At 72.9% G+C, this 14,175-nt stretch carries 15 protein-coding genes; 10 read left to right on the forward strand and 5 right to left on the reverse strand.

Going from position 1 to position 14,175, the window contains the following annotated elements:
• A partial coding sequence (locus tag AMK27_RS34655) for a regulator (RefSeq protein WP_073917403.1) occupies positions 1 to 1,473 on the reverse strand: 1,473 nt, incomplete at its 3' end.
• 337 nt (positions 1,474 to 1,810) lie between these two features.
• On the opposite strand from AMK27_RS34655, the gene lipB reads away from it, so the two are divergent.
• From lipB to AMK27_RS34675, 4 genes are all read left to right on the forward strand, one after another.
• A complete protein-coding gene (gene lipB / locus AMK27_RS34660) occupies positions 1,811 to 2,620 on the forward strand; it encodes a lipoyl(octanoyl) transferase LipB (protein WP_073917889.1) in 810 nt (269 codons plus the stop codon).
• 114 nt (positions 2,621 to 2,734) lie between these two features.
• Positions 2,735 to 3,688 (forward strand): lipoyl synthase, encoded by a 954-nt coding sequence (lipA, locus tag AMK27_RS34665; RefSeq protein ID WP_073917404.1) that lies wholly within the window; start codon positions 2,735 to 2,737, stop codon positions 3,686 to 3,688.
• 384 nt (positions 3,689 to 4,072) lie between these two features.
• Positions 4,073 to 4,288 carry an SCO2195 family GlnR-regulated protein gene (locus AMK27_RS34670; protein ID WP_073917406.1) on the forward strand — a complete coding sequence of 72 codons (216 nt, stop codon included), beginning with the start codon at positions 4,073 to 4,075 and terminating at the stop codon, positions 4,286 to 4,288.
• Between the two features lie 10 nt (positions 4,289 to 4,298).
• Positions 4,299 to 5,003 (forward strand): DUF4191 domain-containing protein, encoded by a 705-nt coding sequence (locus AMK27_RS34675; protein WP_073917407.1) that lies wholly within the window; start codon positions 4,299 to 4,301, stop codon positions 5,001 to 5,003.
• A gap of 128 nt (positions 5,004 to 5,131) precedes the next feature.
• On the opposite strand, the gene AMK27_RS34680 is transcribed toward AMK27_RS34675, so the two are convergent.
• On the reverse strand, positions 5,132 to 5,599 hold the full coding sequence (locus tag AMK27_RS34680; RefSeq protein ID WP_073917409.1) for an RDD family protein: 468 nt from the start codon (positions 5,597 to 5,599) through the stop codon (positions 5,132 to 5,134).
• Positions 5,600 to 5,821: 222 nt separating this feature from the next.
• On the opposite strand from AMK27_RS34680, the gene glnA reads away from it, so the two are divergent.
• From glnA to AMK27_RS34695, 3 genes are all read left to right on the forward strand, one after another.
• Positions 5,822 to 7,246 carry a type I glutamate--ammonia ligase gene (glnA, locus tag AMK27_RS34685; RefSeq protein WP_030314285.1) on the forward strand — a complete coding sequence of 475 codons (1,425 nt, stop codon included), beginning with the start codon at positions 5,822 to 5,824 and terminating at the stop codon, positions 7,244 to 7,246.
• Positions 7,247 to 7,480: 234 nt separating this feature from the next.
• Positions 7,481 to 8,194, forward strand: a complete 714-nt coding sequence (locus tag AMK27_RS34690; protein WP_079188683.1) for a tRNA-dependent cyclodipeptide synthase — start codon at positions 7,481 to 7,483, stop codon at positions 8,192 to 8,194.
• Positions 8,191 to 9,387, forward strand: coding sequence for a cytochrome P450 (locus tag AMK27_RS34695; RefSeq protein ID WP_073917412.1), 1,197 nt, complete (start codon positions 8,191 to 8,193; stop codon positions 9,385 to 9,387). The genes AMK27_RS34690 and AMK27_RS34695 overlap by 4 nt, the downstream gene beginning before the upstream one ends.
• Positions 9,388 to 9,444: 57 nt before the next feature.
• Here AMK27_RS34695 and AMK27_RS34700 read toward each other — a convergent pair whose 3' ends face one another.
• Positions 9,445 to 9,720, reverse strand: coding sequence for a hypothetical protein (locus AMK27_RS34700; protein ID WP_073917414.1), 276 nt, complete (start codon positions 9,718 to 9,720; stop codon positions 9,445 to 9,447).
• A gap of 149 nt (positions 9,721 to 9,869) precedes the next feature.
• Between AMK27_RS34700 and AMK27_RS34705 the strand changes: the two genes are divergently transcribed.
• Positions 9,870 to 10,229, forward strand: coding sequence for an arsenate reductase family protein (locus AMK27_RS34705; protein ID WP_073917415.1), 360 nt, complete (start codon positions 9,870 to 9,872; stop codon positions 10,227 to 10,229).
• Here AMK27_RS34705 and AMK27_RS34710 read toward each other — a convergent pair.
• On the reverse strand, positions 10,226 to 11,176 hold the full coding sequence (locus AMK27_RS34710) for an alpha/beta fold hydrolase (RefSeq protein WP_198955989.1): 951 nt from the start codon (positions 11,174 to 11,176) through the stop codon (positions 10,226 to 10,228). The two genes, AMK27_RS34705 and AMK27_RS34710, sit on opposite strands and share 4 nt — an antisense overlap.
• 74 nt (positions 11,177 to 11,250) lie before the next feature.
• Here AMK27_RS34710 and AMK27_RS34715 point away from each other — a divergent pair, with 74 nt between their 5' ends.
• Together AMK27_RS34715 and pdxR are read left to right on the forward strand one after the other, a co-directional pair.
• Positions 11,251 to 11,685, forward strand: a complete 435-nt coding sequence (locus AMK27_RS34715) for a MarR family transcriptional regulator (RefSeq protein WP_073917893.1) — start codon at positions 11,251 to 11,253, stop codon at positions 11,683 to 11,685.
• A complete protein-coding gene (gene pdxR / locus AMK27_RS34720; RefSeq protein WP_073917417.1) occupies positions 11,682 to 13,196 on the forward strand; it encodes a MocR-like pyridoxine biosynthesis transcription factor PdxR in 1,515 nt (504 codons plus the stop codon). Before AMK27_RS34715 ends, pdxR begins: the two co-directional genes overlap by 4 nt.
• 35 nt (positions 13,197 to 13,231) lie before the next feature.
• Here pdxR and AMK27_RS34725 read toward each other — a convergent pair whose 3' ends face one another.
• The gene (locus tag AMK27_RS34725) at positions 13,232 to 14,137 is read right to left on the reverse strand and encodes a Gfo/Idh/MocA family protein (protein ID WP_073917419.1); all 906 of its coding nucleotides are present in this window, start codon (positions 14,135 to 14,137) and stop codon (positions 13,232 to 13,234) included.
• Between the last annotated feature and the right edge of the window lie 38 nt (positions 14,138 to 14,175).

Consider the following 14,175-nt stretch of genomic DNA (forward strand, 5'->3'; position numbering starts at 1 on the left):
CTCCACCGCCCGCGCCGACCGCATCTCCGAGGCCTGCTGCGCGGCCTCCGCACCGAGCGCGCACGCCTGGTCCAGTTCGCCCAGGGCGAGCCGTGACGTGGCCAGGACCACCCGGCAGAAGAGGCGGCTGCGGGCGAAGCCGGGGGCCCGGAGCTGGAGGGCGCGTTCCGCGTGCTGGGCGGCCGGCCGGTACTGCTGGAGGTCGCGGTGGCAGTGCCCGAGCTCGTCGGCGAGCTGGGCCTCGTCGAACATCCGGGCCCAGTACGGCACCTCGTCACCCGGCCGTGCCGCCTCCAGGGCCCGCTCGGCCCGTACGAGCGAGGCGCTGCACGCCCGTGCCTCGCCGAGCACCGCGTGCCCCCGCGCCTCGACCGCGTGGAGCATCGCCTGGACGACCGGCGGCGCGGCCGGCCCGACGCCCTGCTGGGCGACCCGGGCGAGCTGGACGGCCTCCCGGCCGTGGCCGAGGTAGACGGCCTGGCAGCTCATGGTGAGGAGCACGTACGAGCCGTACGCCCGGTCCCCGGCGGCCTGGGCGAGCCGCAGTGCCTGGACGAAGTAGCGCTGGGCGAGGCCGTGCGCGGCGATGTCGTACGAGGTCCAGCCGGCGAGCCGGGTGAGGTCGGCGGCCGCGGCGAAGAGCCGCCGGCCGACGGACTCGCCGTACGTGCCGCGCAGCATCGGCTCGGCCTCGTGTTCCAGGTAGCGGACGAGGGCCTGCCGGGCGTGCCCGCCGCCGTAGGCGTGGTCGAGCGTGCGGAAGAGCTCGCCGACCGAGCGCAGCGCCGCGATGTCCCCGCTGGAGACCCGCTGGCCGGGCCCCCGGTCGGTGCCGCGCTGCCGGGGCACCGAGAAGCGGCCCTGGGGCGGCACCCTGGGGTCGTGCGCGAGCCGGGGGTCGAGGCCCTGACGCGGGTCGAGGCCCGGGCGCGGGTCGTGCGGCGGGCGGCCCTCGGCCGTGACCGCGGCGGCGACGGCCGAGGTGCCGGACGACACCCGGGGGCCCTGCGGGGCGTCGCCCCGCGCCACCCGGTCGTCCGCGCGGCCGATCAGCCAGTCGCGGCTGGGTACGACCAGGCCCGCCGGGGTGAAGGCGATCTTGCGGAGCTCGGCGTGGCTGCCGGAGTCCTTCCGCCAGAGCCCGCTGACGATGTCGACCGCCTCCTCGGGGGTCGCGGCGAACTCCAGGCCCGCGTAGACCGGGGCGCAGGCGTCGAGGCCGAGGTCCTGGGCGGACAGCCGGCGGCCGAGGCGACGGGTGAAGACCTCGGCGATCAGCGCGGGAGTGGTGCCGCGCGGCTGCTGGCCGCGGAGCCAGCGGGTCACCGAGGTCTTGTCGTACCGCAGGTCGAGACCGTGTTCCAGACCGAGCTGGTCCACCCGTCTCGCCAGGCCCGCATGGGAGAACCCCGCTTCGGCGATGAGCGCGGCGAGCTGGCGGTTCGGGATGCGCTGCGGTGGTCGTTCCGTCATCAGCTGTGCGGTCTCCTGCCTTCCGGGTCCCGCCGGCAGCCCCGTCGGACCCTCATGGAACGGCGTGAATTTAGCGGTACTCACGGCCTGTACCGCCGCCTTCGCCCCACATTCATCCGATCGTGTGAGGATTGACGGCATCGCTGACGTAGGCGCTCTCGGCCATCCGCCGGAGGAGCTCCCGCCCGGCGGGCCAGGACGCGGTCCCCGTCCACCTGCCGGAGGGCCGTTCCCGGCACCGCCGTACAGTGGCATGGGCGCGAATGACGCATGGTGCCGCACCGGCCCGGGATGATCCCCGGATTCCGGTCCCCGGCACCCAGGAGGAGGCATGGCCGTGAGTGAGCTGCGATTCGTCCGCCTTGGGTTCGGCGCGGAAGCCGTCGACTACCAGGTGGCCTGGGACAAGCAGCGCGAGGTGCACGCCGCGCGGTTCGCCGACGAGACCGACGACACCTGTCTGCTCCTCGAGCACCCGCCGGTCTACACGGCCGGCCGGCGTACGGCGGAGAACGAGCGCCCGCTCGACGGGACGCCCGTGGTGGACGTCGACCGCGGCGGCAAGATCACCTGGCACGGCCCCGGTCAGCTCGTCGGCTACCCGATCATGAAGCTGCCCCGCCCGGTGGACGTCGTCGCACATGTGCGCCGGCTGGAGGAGGCGCTGATCCTCACCGCCGCCGAGTTCGGCGTGGAGACCAGCCGGGTCGAGGGACGCAGCGGCGTCTGGGTGCTCGGCGACCCGGTCGAGCAGCGCCCGGCGCTCGGCGGGCTCTCGCTCGACTTCGACCCGCGGCTGAACGACGAGGAGTTCGACCCGCGTCTGAACGGCCCCGAGTACGCCCCGTCCAACGCGGGCCAGCGCCGCGAGGACCGCAAGCTCGCCGCGATCGGCATCCGGGTCGCCAAGGGCGTCACGATGCACGGCTTCGCCCTCAACGTGAACCCGGACAACGCGTGGTTCGACCGGATCATCCCGTGCGGCATCCGCGACGCGGGGGTCACCTCGCTCGCCAACGAGCTGGGCCGCGACGTCACGATCGAGGAGGTGCTGCCGGTGGTGGAGAAGCACCTGCGGGCGGTCCTGGAGCAGGCGGACCTGAAGCCGCGCGAGATCGAGCGTCCGGTGGAGACGGCCGCGGTCTGAGGTGTGCCCGCAGGAATGCAGGGCGCTGGCCAGAGGTTGGCCAGACGTAGTAAGGCATGGGAAGCAACGGCGTACCCTGGTGTGCGCCGAAGAATCGAAGCTACAGGAGCCGATGTGTCCGCAGTCGCACCCGACGGACGCAAGATGCTGCGCCTGGAGGTCCGGAACGCCCAGACCCCCATCGAGCGCAAGCCCGAGTGGATCAAGACGCGGGCGAAGATGGGGCCCGAGTACACGAAGATGCAGAGCCTCGTGAAGAGCGAGGGGCTGCACACGGTCTGCCAGGAGGCGGGCTGCCCCAACATCTTCGAGTGCTGGGAGGACCGCGAGGCGACCTTCCTCATCGGCGGTGACCAGTGCACCCGGCGCTGCGACTTCTGCCAGATCGACACGGGCAAGCCCGAGGCGCTGGACCGGGACGAGCCGCGCCGTGTGGGCGAGTCCGTCGTCACGATGGATCTGAACTACGCCACCATCACCGGCGTCGCGCGCGACGACCTGGAGGACGGCGGCGCCTGGCTGTACGCGGAGACCGTGCGCCAGATCCACCAGCAGACCGCGGAGCGCGCCGACGGCCGCACCAAGGTCGAGCTGCTCGCGCCCGACTTCAACGCGGTGCCGGAGCTCCTGGCGGAGGTCTTCGCCTCCCGCCCGGAGGTCTTCGCGCACAACGTGGAGACCGTGCCGCGGATCTTCAAGCGGATCCGTCCGGGATTCCGTTACGAGCGTTCGCTCGACGTCATCACGCAGGCCCGTGACTACGGTCTGGTCACGAAGTCGAACCTGATCCTCGGCATGGGCGAGACCCGTGAGGAGATCAGCGAGGCGCTCCAGCAGCTGCACGACGCGGGCTGCGAGCTGATCACGATCACGCAGTACCTGCGCCCCTCCGTCCGGCACCACCCGGTGGAGCGCTGGGTGAAGCCGCAGGAGTTCGTGGAGCTCAAGGAGGAGGCCGACGAGATCGGCTTCTCCGGTGTCATGTCGGGCCCGCTGGTCCGGTCCTCGTACCGCGCGGGTCGCCTCTTCCAGCAGGCGATGGAGAAGCGCAGCCGAGCCGGAGCGTAGGTTGCGGGTCCGCCCGAGGTACGAGGGCGGGCACGCGGCCGGAGCGGTGGCGAGGCGGAGCTCGACCGGCAGCACGGAGAAGCGCGGCGCGGTGGACAACGCCACGCAGGCTGTGTGAATCGGAGCACAAGCGGTTACCGGTCAGTAATGGCCGGATCGGACGCGGCCCGTACGGCCCCGCAGCTCAGCGGGGATGTACGGGCCGCGTCCGCGTTTCCCGTGCCCTCCACATGGCCGCATCAACGTTTCATCAGTGTTTGACCACCGGGTCACGCCCTGGTAACACCAGTCTGTGAGCCTGGTTTCACTCACCGCCACGACTCGCTCACATCCCCGCTCGTACCCCCCGCCTCGTCTCATCCGCAATCGAGGGAGGACCCCGACATGCCGGCCGCATCGACGCACGTCCGCGTCACCGCGATCCCGTCCGTCACCGACGCCCTGAAGGCCGTGGAGGCGCTGCTCCTCGGCGCCGGGCAGCGCACCGCCCGGCGCAACGCCTGGAACTCCGTCCTGGAGGACCGGCGCAACGCCAAGGACCGGGTCGAGGCCCAGCACGTGATGGAGGTCGCGTCGGGCCGGACGTCCCGGGCCACGTAAACTTCAGGACATGGCGAGGAAGGCAAACACGGGCAGCGCTGACGCTGCGAACCAGGGGCGGCTCAAGCAGATCGCCCTCACGTACAAGATGACCCGAAAGGCTGACCCCAAGGTCGGTCTTGTCGTCGCAGGCGTGGGCATCGTCGTACTCGGTGTCCTCCTCGCGATCGGGTTCCTGATCGGTCACCCGGTCTACCTGGGCATCCTGGGCTTCGTCCTGGCGCTCCTGGCGGCGGCCATCGTGTTCGGGCGGCGCGCCGAGCGCGCGGCGTTCGGGCAGATGGAGGGCCAGCCGGGCGCTGCCGCGGCGGTGCTCCAGAACGTCGGGCGCGGCTGGACGACGACCCCCGCGGTCGCGATGAACCGCAGCCAGGACGTCGTGCACCGGGCGGTCGGCCGGGCGGGCATCGTGCTGGTGGCGGAGGGCAACCCGAACCGGGTGAAGCCCCTGCTGGCGGCCGAGAAGAAGCGCATGAGCCGCGTCGTGGTGGACGTGCCGGTGACCGACATCATCGTCGGCGACGGCGAGGGCCAGGTGCCGCTCAAGAAGGTCCGTACGACCATGCTCAAGCTTCCTCGGGTGCTCACCGGCCCGCAGGTGACGGCGGCCAACGACCGGCTGCGGGCGATGGGCGACCTGATGAGCAACATGCCGCTGCCGAAGGGTCCGATGCCGAAGGGCATGCGGATGCCGCGGGGCGGAAAGATGCGCTGACGCGCCCGACCGGAGGCGACGGCCTTCAGAACTGCTGCATGAGGAAGGCCCCGGACCGTCACACGGTCCGGGGCCTTCCTCATGGGATCTGCGCCGACGAGGCTCCTCGGCCGCCGGCGGCGCAGGTGTCAGAGGCGGACCTGTACGGCGCCGGAGAGGCGGTCGTGGAGGCCGCGGCCGTCGCGGTCCCAGATGAGGGCGGGGATCGCCAGGCAGACGAGCAGGGAGCGGAGCGCCACCCGCGGGAGGCCGAGGCGGCCGCCGTTCACGGAGACGACCCCGAGGCCGAAGAGGCGCTTGCCGGGGGTGGAGCCGATGGTGCCGACCGTCAGCACGCTCAGGACGAGCAGGATGACGAGGGCCCAGTTGCCGGTGGCCTGGTTGTAGCCGTCGGTGATCAGGCCGTATGCGATCAGCGTGCAGAGGGCCCAGTCGACGGCGAGGGCGCCGAGACGGCGCCCGGGGCGGGCGACCGAACCAGGCCCCTCCTCGGGCAGCCCCAGCTGCTGACCGCGGTAGCCGAAGTCGACGCCTGCGTCCTCGGCCGCCGCGCGGGGGCCGGAGAGCCAAGATCCGAGTGCTTGCCTGTTGTCCACCCGACCACGGTACTGCGCCCGTTTTTGATCAGTTCGGGCCGGGTAGGCGAAGGGTCCCGACCGGCGCGGCGGCACCCACCTCGGTTAACTTCGACGAAACAATTGGGTCATGCTTGAGAAATCCCGTCTGCCTATGGTCGGGTCCAGCGTGTGCCACCGCACTGGCCGCACGAACCAGCTGCAAACCCCGCCCCTCCCCGGGCCGGGAGTAGGAGGAGTGGGATGTCCGAGACGCACGGGTTCCAGAACGCCGACGAGGTCAAGAAGTACATCAAGGACAACGACGTCAAGATGGTCGACGTCCGTTTCTGCGACCTTCCGGGCGTGATGCAGCACTTCACGATCCCGGCGACGGCGTTCGACCCGTCGGAGGAGCTCGCCTTCGACGGTTCGTCGATCCGCGGCTTCCAGGCGATCCACGAGTCCGACATGGCGCTCCGCGCCGACCTGTCGACGGCCCGTGTGGACCCCTTCCGCCGCGACAAGACGCTGAACATCAACTTCTTCATCCACGACCCGATCACGGGCGAGCAGTACAGCCGTGACCCGCGGAACATCGCGAAGAAGGCCGAGGCGTACCTCGCGTCCACCGGCATCGCCGACACCGCGTACTTCGGCCCCGAGGCCGAGTTCTACGTGTTCGACTCGGTGCGCTTCGAGACCTCCGCGAACCAGGGCTTCTACCACATCGACTCCGAGGCCGGCGCCTGGAACACCGGTGCGGAGGAGAACAACCGCGGCTACAAGGTCCGCTACAAGGGCGGCTACTTCCCGGCCCCGCCGGTCGACCACTTCGCCGACCTGCGCTCGGAGATCTCCCTGGAGCTGGAGAACGTCGGCCTCCAGGTCGAGCGCCAGCACCACGAGGTCGGCACCGCCGGCCAGGCCGAGATCAACTACAAGTTCAACACGCTGCTCGCCGCGGCCGACGACCTGATGCTCTTCAAGTACATCGTGAAGAACGTCGCCTGGCGCAACGGCAAGACCGCGACCTTCATGCCGAAGCCGATCTTCGGCGACAACGGCTCGGGCATGCACGTCCACCAGTCGCTGTGGGCGAACGGCGACCCGCTGTTCTACGACGAGACGGGCTACGCGGGCCTCTCGGACACCGCCCGCTACTACATCGGCGGCATCCTCAAGCACGCCCCGTCGCTGCTGGCCTTCACCAACCCGACGGTGAACTCGTACCACCGCCTGGTCCCGGGCTTCGAGGCCCCGGTCAACATGGTGTACTCGCAGCGCAACCGCTCCGCCGCCATGCGCATCCCGATCACGGGCTCGAACCCGAAGGCCAAGCGCGTCGAGTTCCGCGCGCCGGACCCGTCCTCGAACCCGTACCTCGCCTTCTCGGCGCTGCTGCTCGCGGGCCTCGACGGCATCAAGAACAAGATCGAGCCGGCGGAGCCGATCGACAAGGACCTCTACGAGCTCGCTCCCGAGGAGCACGCGAACGTCCAGCAGGTCCCGACCAACCTGGAGGCCGTGCTCAACGCCCTCGAGGCGGACAACGAGTACCTGCAGGCCGGCGGCGTCTTCACGTCCGACCTGATCGAGACGTGGATCGACTACAAGCGCACCCACGAGATCGCCCCGATCCAGCTGCGCCCGCACCCGCACGAGTTCGAGCTCTATTTCGACCTCTAAGCCGTACCGCGCGCGAGGTTCCGCCGAGGCCCGTCGCCCCTTTCGAGGGGGCGGCGGGCCTCGCCGTTTTCCGGCCAAGATCACAGGAGTGCGAACAGGTGACGAACTCTCGTCCGTACCTACGAGTAGGGGGTTCACGCTCCGCGACCGGTCGATAGCGTGAGGTCGTCGCCGCCGCCACACCCGGAGCACTGGGCTCCGCTGGGACTAGCGGGCGCGATGAGGACTGCCGACGTGACTCAGGCGGCTTTCGCCCCTGCAGAGACGCTCCGACTCCAGCCGTACACCGATCACTGCCGCGTCATCGCCGACGAGGGCGCGCACGTGGTCATCGGCGTCTCTCCGGGAAACAGTTATTTCACCGCCCAGCGGCTGCGCGAGCTGACGCGCTGGGGCTTGGACCACTTCGATCAGGTCGATCTCGTCTACACCGACCTGTTCGTCTCCGACATGTACGAGGCGCTGGGATACGGGGCCGACGAGGCGCGGCGCAAGGCCGTCAAGAACCTGCGGGGGGTGCGGGCGAAGGTCGGGGCCGCCGCGACCGAGGCCGATCCCACGGGGGTACGGGTACGGGCCCGCGGGATGTCGGAGTTCCAGGCCCTCCCCGCCTACCAGGAGCTGCACCGGCAGGTGCTGGCGGCCGTCGACGGGGATCCGGTCGTACGGGCGACCTGCGACGCGCTCACCGGGATCTTCCTGGCCGGGAAGCTGACGCCGGGGCAGGAGGCGAGCGGGCTCCAGAAGGAGGTGTGCCGGGCGTACATCAGCGCCGAGGTGCCGCTGTTCCTGGACACCCCGGCGATCCTCGGGGTGCCGTCCTCGCTCAACTGCTACCACCAGGCCCTGCCCCTGGCCGATCTGCTCTACGCCCGGGGCACCGGGCTGCGTGCCTCCCGCAACCAGGGGCACGGCATCCTCACGCCTGTCGAAGGAGACGCGCGATGACCGCGGTCATGACGCACGACCTGCCCGCGTTCCCCTTCGACTGGGACGGGACCCGGCTGCCCGCCGAGGTCGAGGCGCTCCGCGCCGAACCCGTCCGGCGGGTGCGGACGATCGCCGGGGCCGAGGCCTGGCTGGTCTCCTCGTACGAGCTGTGCCGGCAGGTCCTGGAGGACCCGCGGTTCAGCCTCAAGGACACCTCTGCGCCGGGGGTGCCGCGGCAGTACGCGCTGACGATCCCGCCGCACGTGGTGAACAACATGGGCAACATCACCGGCGCCGGGCTGCGCAAGGCCGTCATGAAGGCGATCAACCCGAAGGCGCCGGGGCTCGAGGAGTGGCTGCGGGCGCGGGCCGGGGCCCTGGTGGACGCGCTGGTCGCCGAGGGGGCGCCCGGGGAGCTGCGGGGCGCCTACGCCGATCCGTACTCGGCGGGGCTGCACTGCCGGATGCTGGGCATCCCGGAGGGGGACGGGCCGCGGCTGCTGCGCAGTCTGGACGTGGCCTTCATGAACGCCCCGCACGAGATCGAGGCGGCCCGGCTCCACTGGGACCGGGACATCGCGTACATGACCGAGCGCCTGGACGATCCGGCGACGGGCGGGCTGATGGCGGAGCTCGCGGCGCTGCGCGAGGATCCCGAGTACGCGCACCTGACGGACGAGATGCTGGCGACGGTGGGCGTGACGCTGTTCGGGGCCGGGGTGATCTCCACCGCCGGGTTCCTGACGATGGCGCTCGTGTCCGTGCTGACCCGGCCGGACGTGCGGGAGGCGCTGACCGCGGGCGGCGCGGGCCGGGTCGCCGGGGCGATGGACGAACTGCTGCGGGTGAACCTGTCGATCGGCGACGGGCTGCCGCGGCTGGCCCTGGAGGACGTACGGCTCGGCGAGGTCGAGGTGCGGGCCGGTGAACTGGTCCTGGTGCTGGTGGAGGCCGCGAACCACGACCCGGGGCACTTCCCCGACCCGCTGGTCTTCCGGCCGGACCGGGAGAACGCCGCCGACCACCTCTCCTTCGGCGGTGGACGGCACTACTGCCCGGCGACGGCGCTGGGCAAGCGGCACGCCGAGATCGCCCTGGAGACGCTGCTCGACCGGCTGCCGGAGCTGCGGCTCGCGGTGCCGGTCGAACAGCTGGTGTGGCGCACCAACTTCATGAAGCGGCTCCCCGAACGGCTGCCGGTGGCCTGGTAGCGGGCGGGGTCCGACGACGGCGCTGCCCGGCCGGGGCCGGGCAGCGCCCCTCCGCCGTCAGCGGCCGTAGCGGATCATGGCGCGCACCATGCGGCAGGTGGTGTCCGAGGGCGGGTGGATGCCGAGGTGGTCGGCCGTGGTGCGTATCGTCGCGTTCGTGGCCTTCGACGGGACGTAGACGCCGGCGTCGAGGAGGGCGATCGCGAGGCGCATGGCCTTCAGTCGGCGGTTGTGCGTCACGTACCACTCGCGGGGGCGGCCCGCGGGGAGCGGCTTCTTCCGGAGCGGCTTCCAGGGTTCGAGGGACGGTGTCCGGATCACGGCGAGAGCCATGGGCTACCTCCTGGCGAACGGCGGGGTGCGGGCCCTCCCCGGGACCCTCACCTTCACCCCTTATTTTAGTGCCCCCCACTGACAATCGCCCCTGGCCAGAGGGGGTTTGGGGGGTGGTGGAGAGTGCCCTGGGGGGTACCGTGGGAGACATGGAGATCTGGATCAATCCCGCCTGTTCCAAGTGCCGCAGCGCCCTCACCCTTCTCAACGCGGAGGGCGCCGACTACACCGTGCGCCGCTACCTGGAGGACGTGCCCTCCCCGGACGAGATCCGGCAGGTGCTCGACCGGCTCGGGCTCGAACCGTGGGACATCACGCGGACGCGGGAGGCCGTGGCCAAGGAGCTCGGGCTGAAGGAGTGGGCCCGCGACGAAGGGAGCCGGGAGCGGTGGATCGAGGCGCTCTCCGCGCACCCCGAGCTCATCCAGCGGCCGATCATCACGGCGGAGGACGGCACGGCCGTCGTCGGCCGGTCCGAGGAGGCCGTCCGGGACGCGCTCTCCCGTTAGGGCGAGCGTTCTCCCGCCAGGCCGGGCGGGCGTTGCCCCCCGGTCGCCAGGAAGTCCGTGAGAGCGGTCAGGGCCTTCGGCGGCAGGGTCGCCGGGAGGGTGTGGTGGGTGGCTCCCGGGACGAGTTCCGTCCGCAGGCCCAGCGCCGTCGCCGTCCTCGCCGCCTCGCGGGCGTCGTGCGTCCGGCTGCCCTCCGCCAGGAGGACCAGGGCCGGCGGGCGGAGGGCCGCGAGTGCGGTGGCGGTCGGGCGGGGGCCCGTGACCGGGCGGAGGCGCGGGAGTTCCGCCGCCAGGGTGTCCAGGCGGCGTACCCGGGGGTCGTGGTCCGCGCCGCCCGTCTCCCACGCCAGGAACGCCGCCGTCCGCGCGGCCGTCGGACGCAGCAGCGTGGGCAGCGCCCGCAGCAGGTAGCCGGGGCGGAATCCGGCGAAGCAGCCGGTCGGGTCGAGCAGCACGAGACGGTCGGTCCGGTCCGGGGCCGCCAGGGCGTACCGGAGCGCGATCCACCCGCCGTAGGAGTGGCCGCAGAAGGCCGCCGAGGCCAGTCCGAGGCCGTCGAGCACGGCGTCCAGCCAGGCCGTCAGATCGGCGGCCGTGCGGATCGGGCGGCCGTCCGTCCCGCTGCGGCCCGGGCCGCCGACCAGGTCCACCGCGTGCACCCGGTGCGTGGTGCCGAGCGCGGCGGCCGTGGTGCGCCAGGAGCCGGCGGTCGACCCGCCGCCCGGCAGGAGGAGGACCGGCGGGCCGTCCTCGGCGCCGTGGTGCAGGAGGTGCGTGGTGCCGTAGGGGGTGGGGAGTTCCGAGGTCGTCGTGGGGTGCGGCCAGGTCGCGAGCAGGTCGTCGTACGCGGAGCCGAAGGCGGAGGCCGAGGCGGAGGCCGAGGCGTGGACCAGGTCCGTGGTGGAGTCGTGGGCGGAGTCGTTGTCGGAGGTTCGGGGCGTGGGCATCTCCTACTCCTCTCGTTCGGCGATACTCTCGCTCAGCGAGATAATAGGAGGACGCGGTGGCCGAGTCACCCGAGATGCTCATCTTTCATCTGCTGCGCGAGGTCACCGTCGAATACGGCCTCCGGCAGGGCGAGTTCGCCGCCCGCAACGGCATGCACCCCACCGACGTACGGGCCCTGATCTGCCTCCTCGACGCCGAGCGCGCGGGCACCGACGCCACCGCCGGATGGCTGGGCGAGCGGCTCGGACTCAACTCGGCCGGCACGACCGCCGTCGTCGACCGGCTCGAACGCCTCGGCCACGTCGCCCGCGTCCGTGACGCCCGCGACCGTCGGCGCGTGCTCCTCACCGTGGAGGACCGGGCCAAGGAACTGGGGCGTGCCCACTTCGGGCCCCTCGTCGCAGGGGCCGTCGCGCTGCTCGGCGGGTTCGAGGAGGGCGAGAGGGAGGCCGTACGGCGGTTCCTGACCGGCGTACGGGACCTCCTGAGCGACGGTGAGAAGGCGTGACCGCCGCGGACCACGACGGGCTCGGGGTCGATCTGCATCTGGAGCTGAGCGCCGCCGGCGGGCGGCGGGCCGTGCTCATCGCCGCCCTGCGCGAGGCCGTACGCGGCGGGCGGCTCGCCCCGGGGACCCGGCTGCCGCCCTACCGGTCGCTCGCCGCCGACCTCGGCATCGCCCGGAACACCGTCGCCGACGCGTACGCCGAGCTCGTCGCCGAGGGCTGGCTCACCTCCCGCCAGGGCTCCGGCACCCGCGTCGCCGACCGGGTCGCCGCCCCCGCCCCCCGGCCCGTGCGGACGACCGCGCCGCCCCCGCTCCCGTACGACCTCGTCCAGGGCAAGCCCGACCCCGGCGCCTTCCCCCGCGCCGCGTGGCTGGCGGCGGCCCGGCGGGCCCTGGCGGCCGCGCCGCACGAGGCCTTCGGGATCGGCGACCCGCACGGCCGGATCGAACTGCGCCTGGCGCTCGCCGAGTACCTCGCGCGCGTGCGGGGCGTCCGCACCGCCCCGGACCGGATCGTGGTCTGCTCCGGCGCCGCGCACGCGCTCCGGCTCCTCGCGCGCGTGCTGGGTCCGGCGGCCCCCTGGGCGGTCGAGGCGTACGGGCTGCCCTTCCACCGCGGGCTCCTCGCCGAGGCCGGGGTCACCACCCTGCCGGTGGCCGTCGACGGGGACGGGGCGCGGGTCGCCGAGATCCCGGAGCACGCGCGCGCGGTGCTGCTGACCCCCGCCCACCAGTTCCCCACCGGCGGCCCGCTGCACCCGGAGCGCCGGGCCGGGGTCCTGGAGTGGGCGCGGGCCTCCGGCGGTCTGGTGATCGAGGACGACTACGACGGGGAGTTCCGCTACGACCGGCGGCCGGTGGGCGCCGTCCAGGGCCTCGACCCCGAGCGGACCGCCCTCATCGGCTCCGTCAGCAAGAGCCTCTCCCCCGCCCTGCGGATCGGCTGGATGTGCCTGCCGTCCGCACTGGTGGAACCGGTGGTCGCGGCGAAGGGCCGGCGCGAGCCGTACGCCTCCGCGACGGACCAGCTCACCCTCGCGGACCTCCTCGCCACGGGCGCGTACGACCGGCACGTCCGGCGGATGCGCCAGCGGCACCGCGCGCGGCGCGACCGGCTGACGGCGGTGCTCGCCGAACGGGTCCCGGCGGTACGGGTGACGGGCATCGCCGCCGGGCTGCACGCCGTCCTGGAACTGCCCGCGGGCACGGAGCGGGCGGCCCTCGCCGCGACGGCCCGGCGCGGGGTCGCGGTGGAGGGGCTTGCCCCCTACCGCCATCCCGGCGCCCGGGACGCCACCGGCCCCGACGACCCGGACGGCCCGGACGACCCGGCTGCTCGGGACGGTTCGGCTCCTCGGGACGGTTCGGCTCCTCGGGACGGTTCGGCTCCTCCGGTCGCCCCGGGCCCTCCGGACGGTCTGGTCGTCGGCTACGCGACGCCGCCGGAGCGGTTGTACCCGGGTGCGCTGGACGCCCTGTGCGCGGGGTTGTCCGAGGCGCTCGGGTCCTGACGGGCCCCCCTCGCCGCCTTCGCCGCCTAAGCCGCCTAAGCCGCCGCCACCTTCGACTCCGCCGTCGTCAGGATCTCCGTGAGGCGGAGGCCGAAGCGGACGTCGCAGGCGTCGGGTTCACCCGTGCGGGCCGCGTCGACCAGGGCGTCCACCGCCGCGCCGAACGCCCCCACCGCCCCGTCCCAGCGGGGCATTTCGGCCCGGCCCCCGGTGCCGTACAGGGTGAGGGCCGCCTCCGCCGCCTCCGGCGGGGCGCTGAGGGTGAGGGTGGCGGTGCTGCTCGCTCCCGAGGTGTGGCGGAGCACCAGGTGGTGGGTGTCCGCCGGGCCGCGCGCCGCGGTGATCTCCGTGACGTCGCCGAGGACCGGGAGGAAGACCGACAGGACGTGCGGGCCCACGTCCCACAGGCCGCCCTTCTCGCGGCGCCAGGGCGAGGCCGCGTACGCGCTGGCCGACCCGGTCCCGTAGAGCGAGCCCAGCCAGTGCGCCTCGCCCAGGAACCAGCCGCCGGCCGCCGTCTGTTCGTCGATCCAGCGGGCCGTCGGCTCCGCGAAGCGGAGCGTGCAGAAGACCACCGAGGCCGCTCCCGCGGCCTCCACCGCCTCGGCGACCTCCCGCGCCCCGGCGACCGTCGTCGCCACCGGCTTGTCGAGGAGGACGTGGCAGCCGGCCCGCGCGGCCCGGACGGCCAGCGGGGCCTGGACGTCCGGCGGGAGCGCGAGCGCGACGGCGTCGCTGGCCTCGAACAGCGCGTCCACGTCGTCGTACGCGCGCGTGCCCGAGGCGGTGGCGAGCGCCTCGGCCGCCTCGGGGCGTCTGCCCCACACCCCGCTGAACTCGACTCCCGGATGCCCCGCCAGCGCGGGTGCGTGGGTGTGACCGGCCCAGGGGCCGGTGCCGAGGAGTCCGATCCGGGGCTTCGCGCCCAGCTGCTTCGCCATGCCCCCAGTCTGCCGGGTGCCTCCGACAGCGGTCCCCG

The organism is Streptomyces sp. CB02009, from assembly GCF_001905825.1.
Classification (GTDB): Bacteria; Actinomycetota; Actinomycetes; order Streptomycetales; family Streptomycetaceae; genus Streptomyces.

Bases quoted from the DNA above. Each gene is read 5' to 3' on its own strand.
- AMK27_RS34675 (WP_073917407.1), top strand. From the start codon at position 4,299: ATGGCGAGGAAGGCAAACACGGGCAGCGCTGACGCTGCGAACCAGGGG.
- glnA (WP_030314285.1), top strand. From the start codon at position 5,822: ATGTCCGAGACGCACGGGTTCCAGAACGCCGACGAGGTCAAGAAGTAC.
- AMK27_RS34725 (WP_073917419.1), bottom strand. From the start codon at position 14,137: ATGGCGAAGCAGCTGGGCGCGAAGCCCCGGATCGGACTCCTCGGCACC.
- AMK27_RS34715 (WP_073917893.1), top strand. From the start codon at position 11,251: ATGCTCATCTTTCATCTGCTGCGCGAGGTCACCGTCGAATACGGCCTC.
- AMK27_RS34705 (WP_073917415.1), top strand. From the start codon at position 9,870: ATGGAGATCTGGATCAATCCCGCCTGTTCCAAGTGCCGCAGCGCCCTC.
- AMK27_RS34710 (WP_198955989.1), bottom strand. From the start codon at position 11,176: ATGCCCACGCCCCGAACCTCCGACAACGACTCCGCCCACGACTCCACC.
- AMK27_RS34670 (WP_073917406.1), top strand. From the start codon at position 4,073: ATGCCGGCCGCATCGACGCACGTCCGCGTCACCGCGATCCCGTCCGTC.
- AMK27_RS34695 (WP_073917412.1), top strand. From the start codon at position 8,191: ATGACCGCGGTCATGACGCACGACCTGCCCGCGTTCCCCTTCGACTGG.
- AMK27_RS34700 (WP_073917414.1), bottom strand. From the start codon at position 9,720: ATGGCTCTCGCCGTGATCCGGACACCGTCCCTCGAACCCTGGAAGCCG.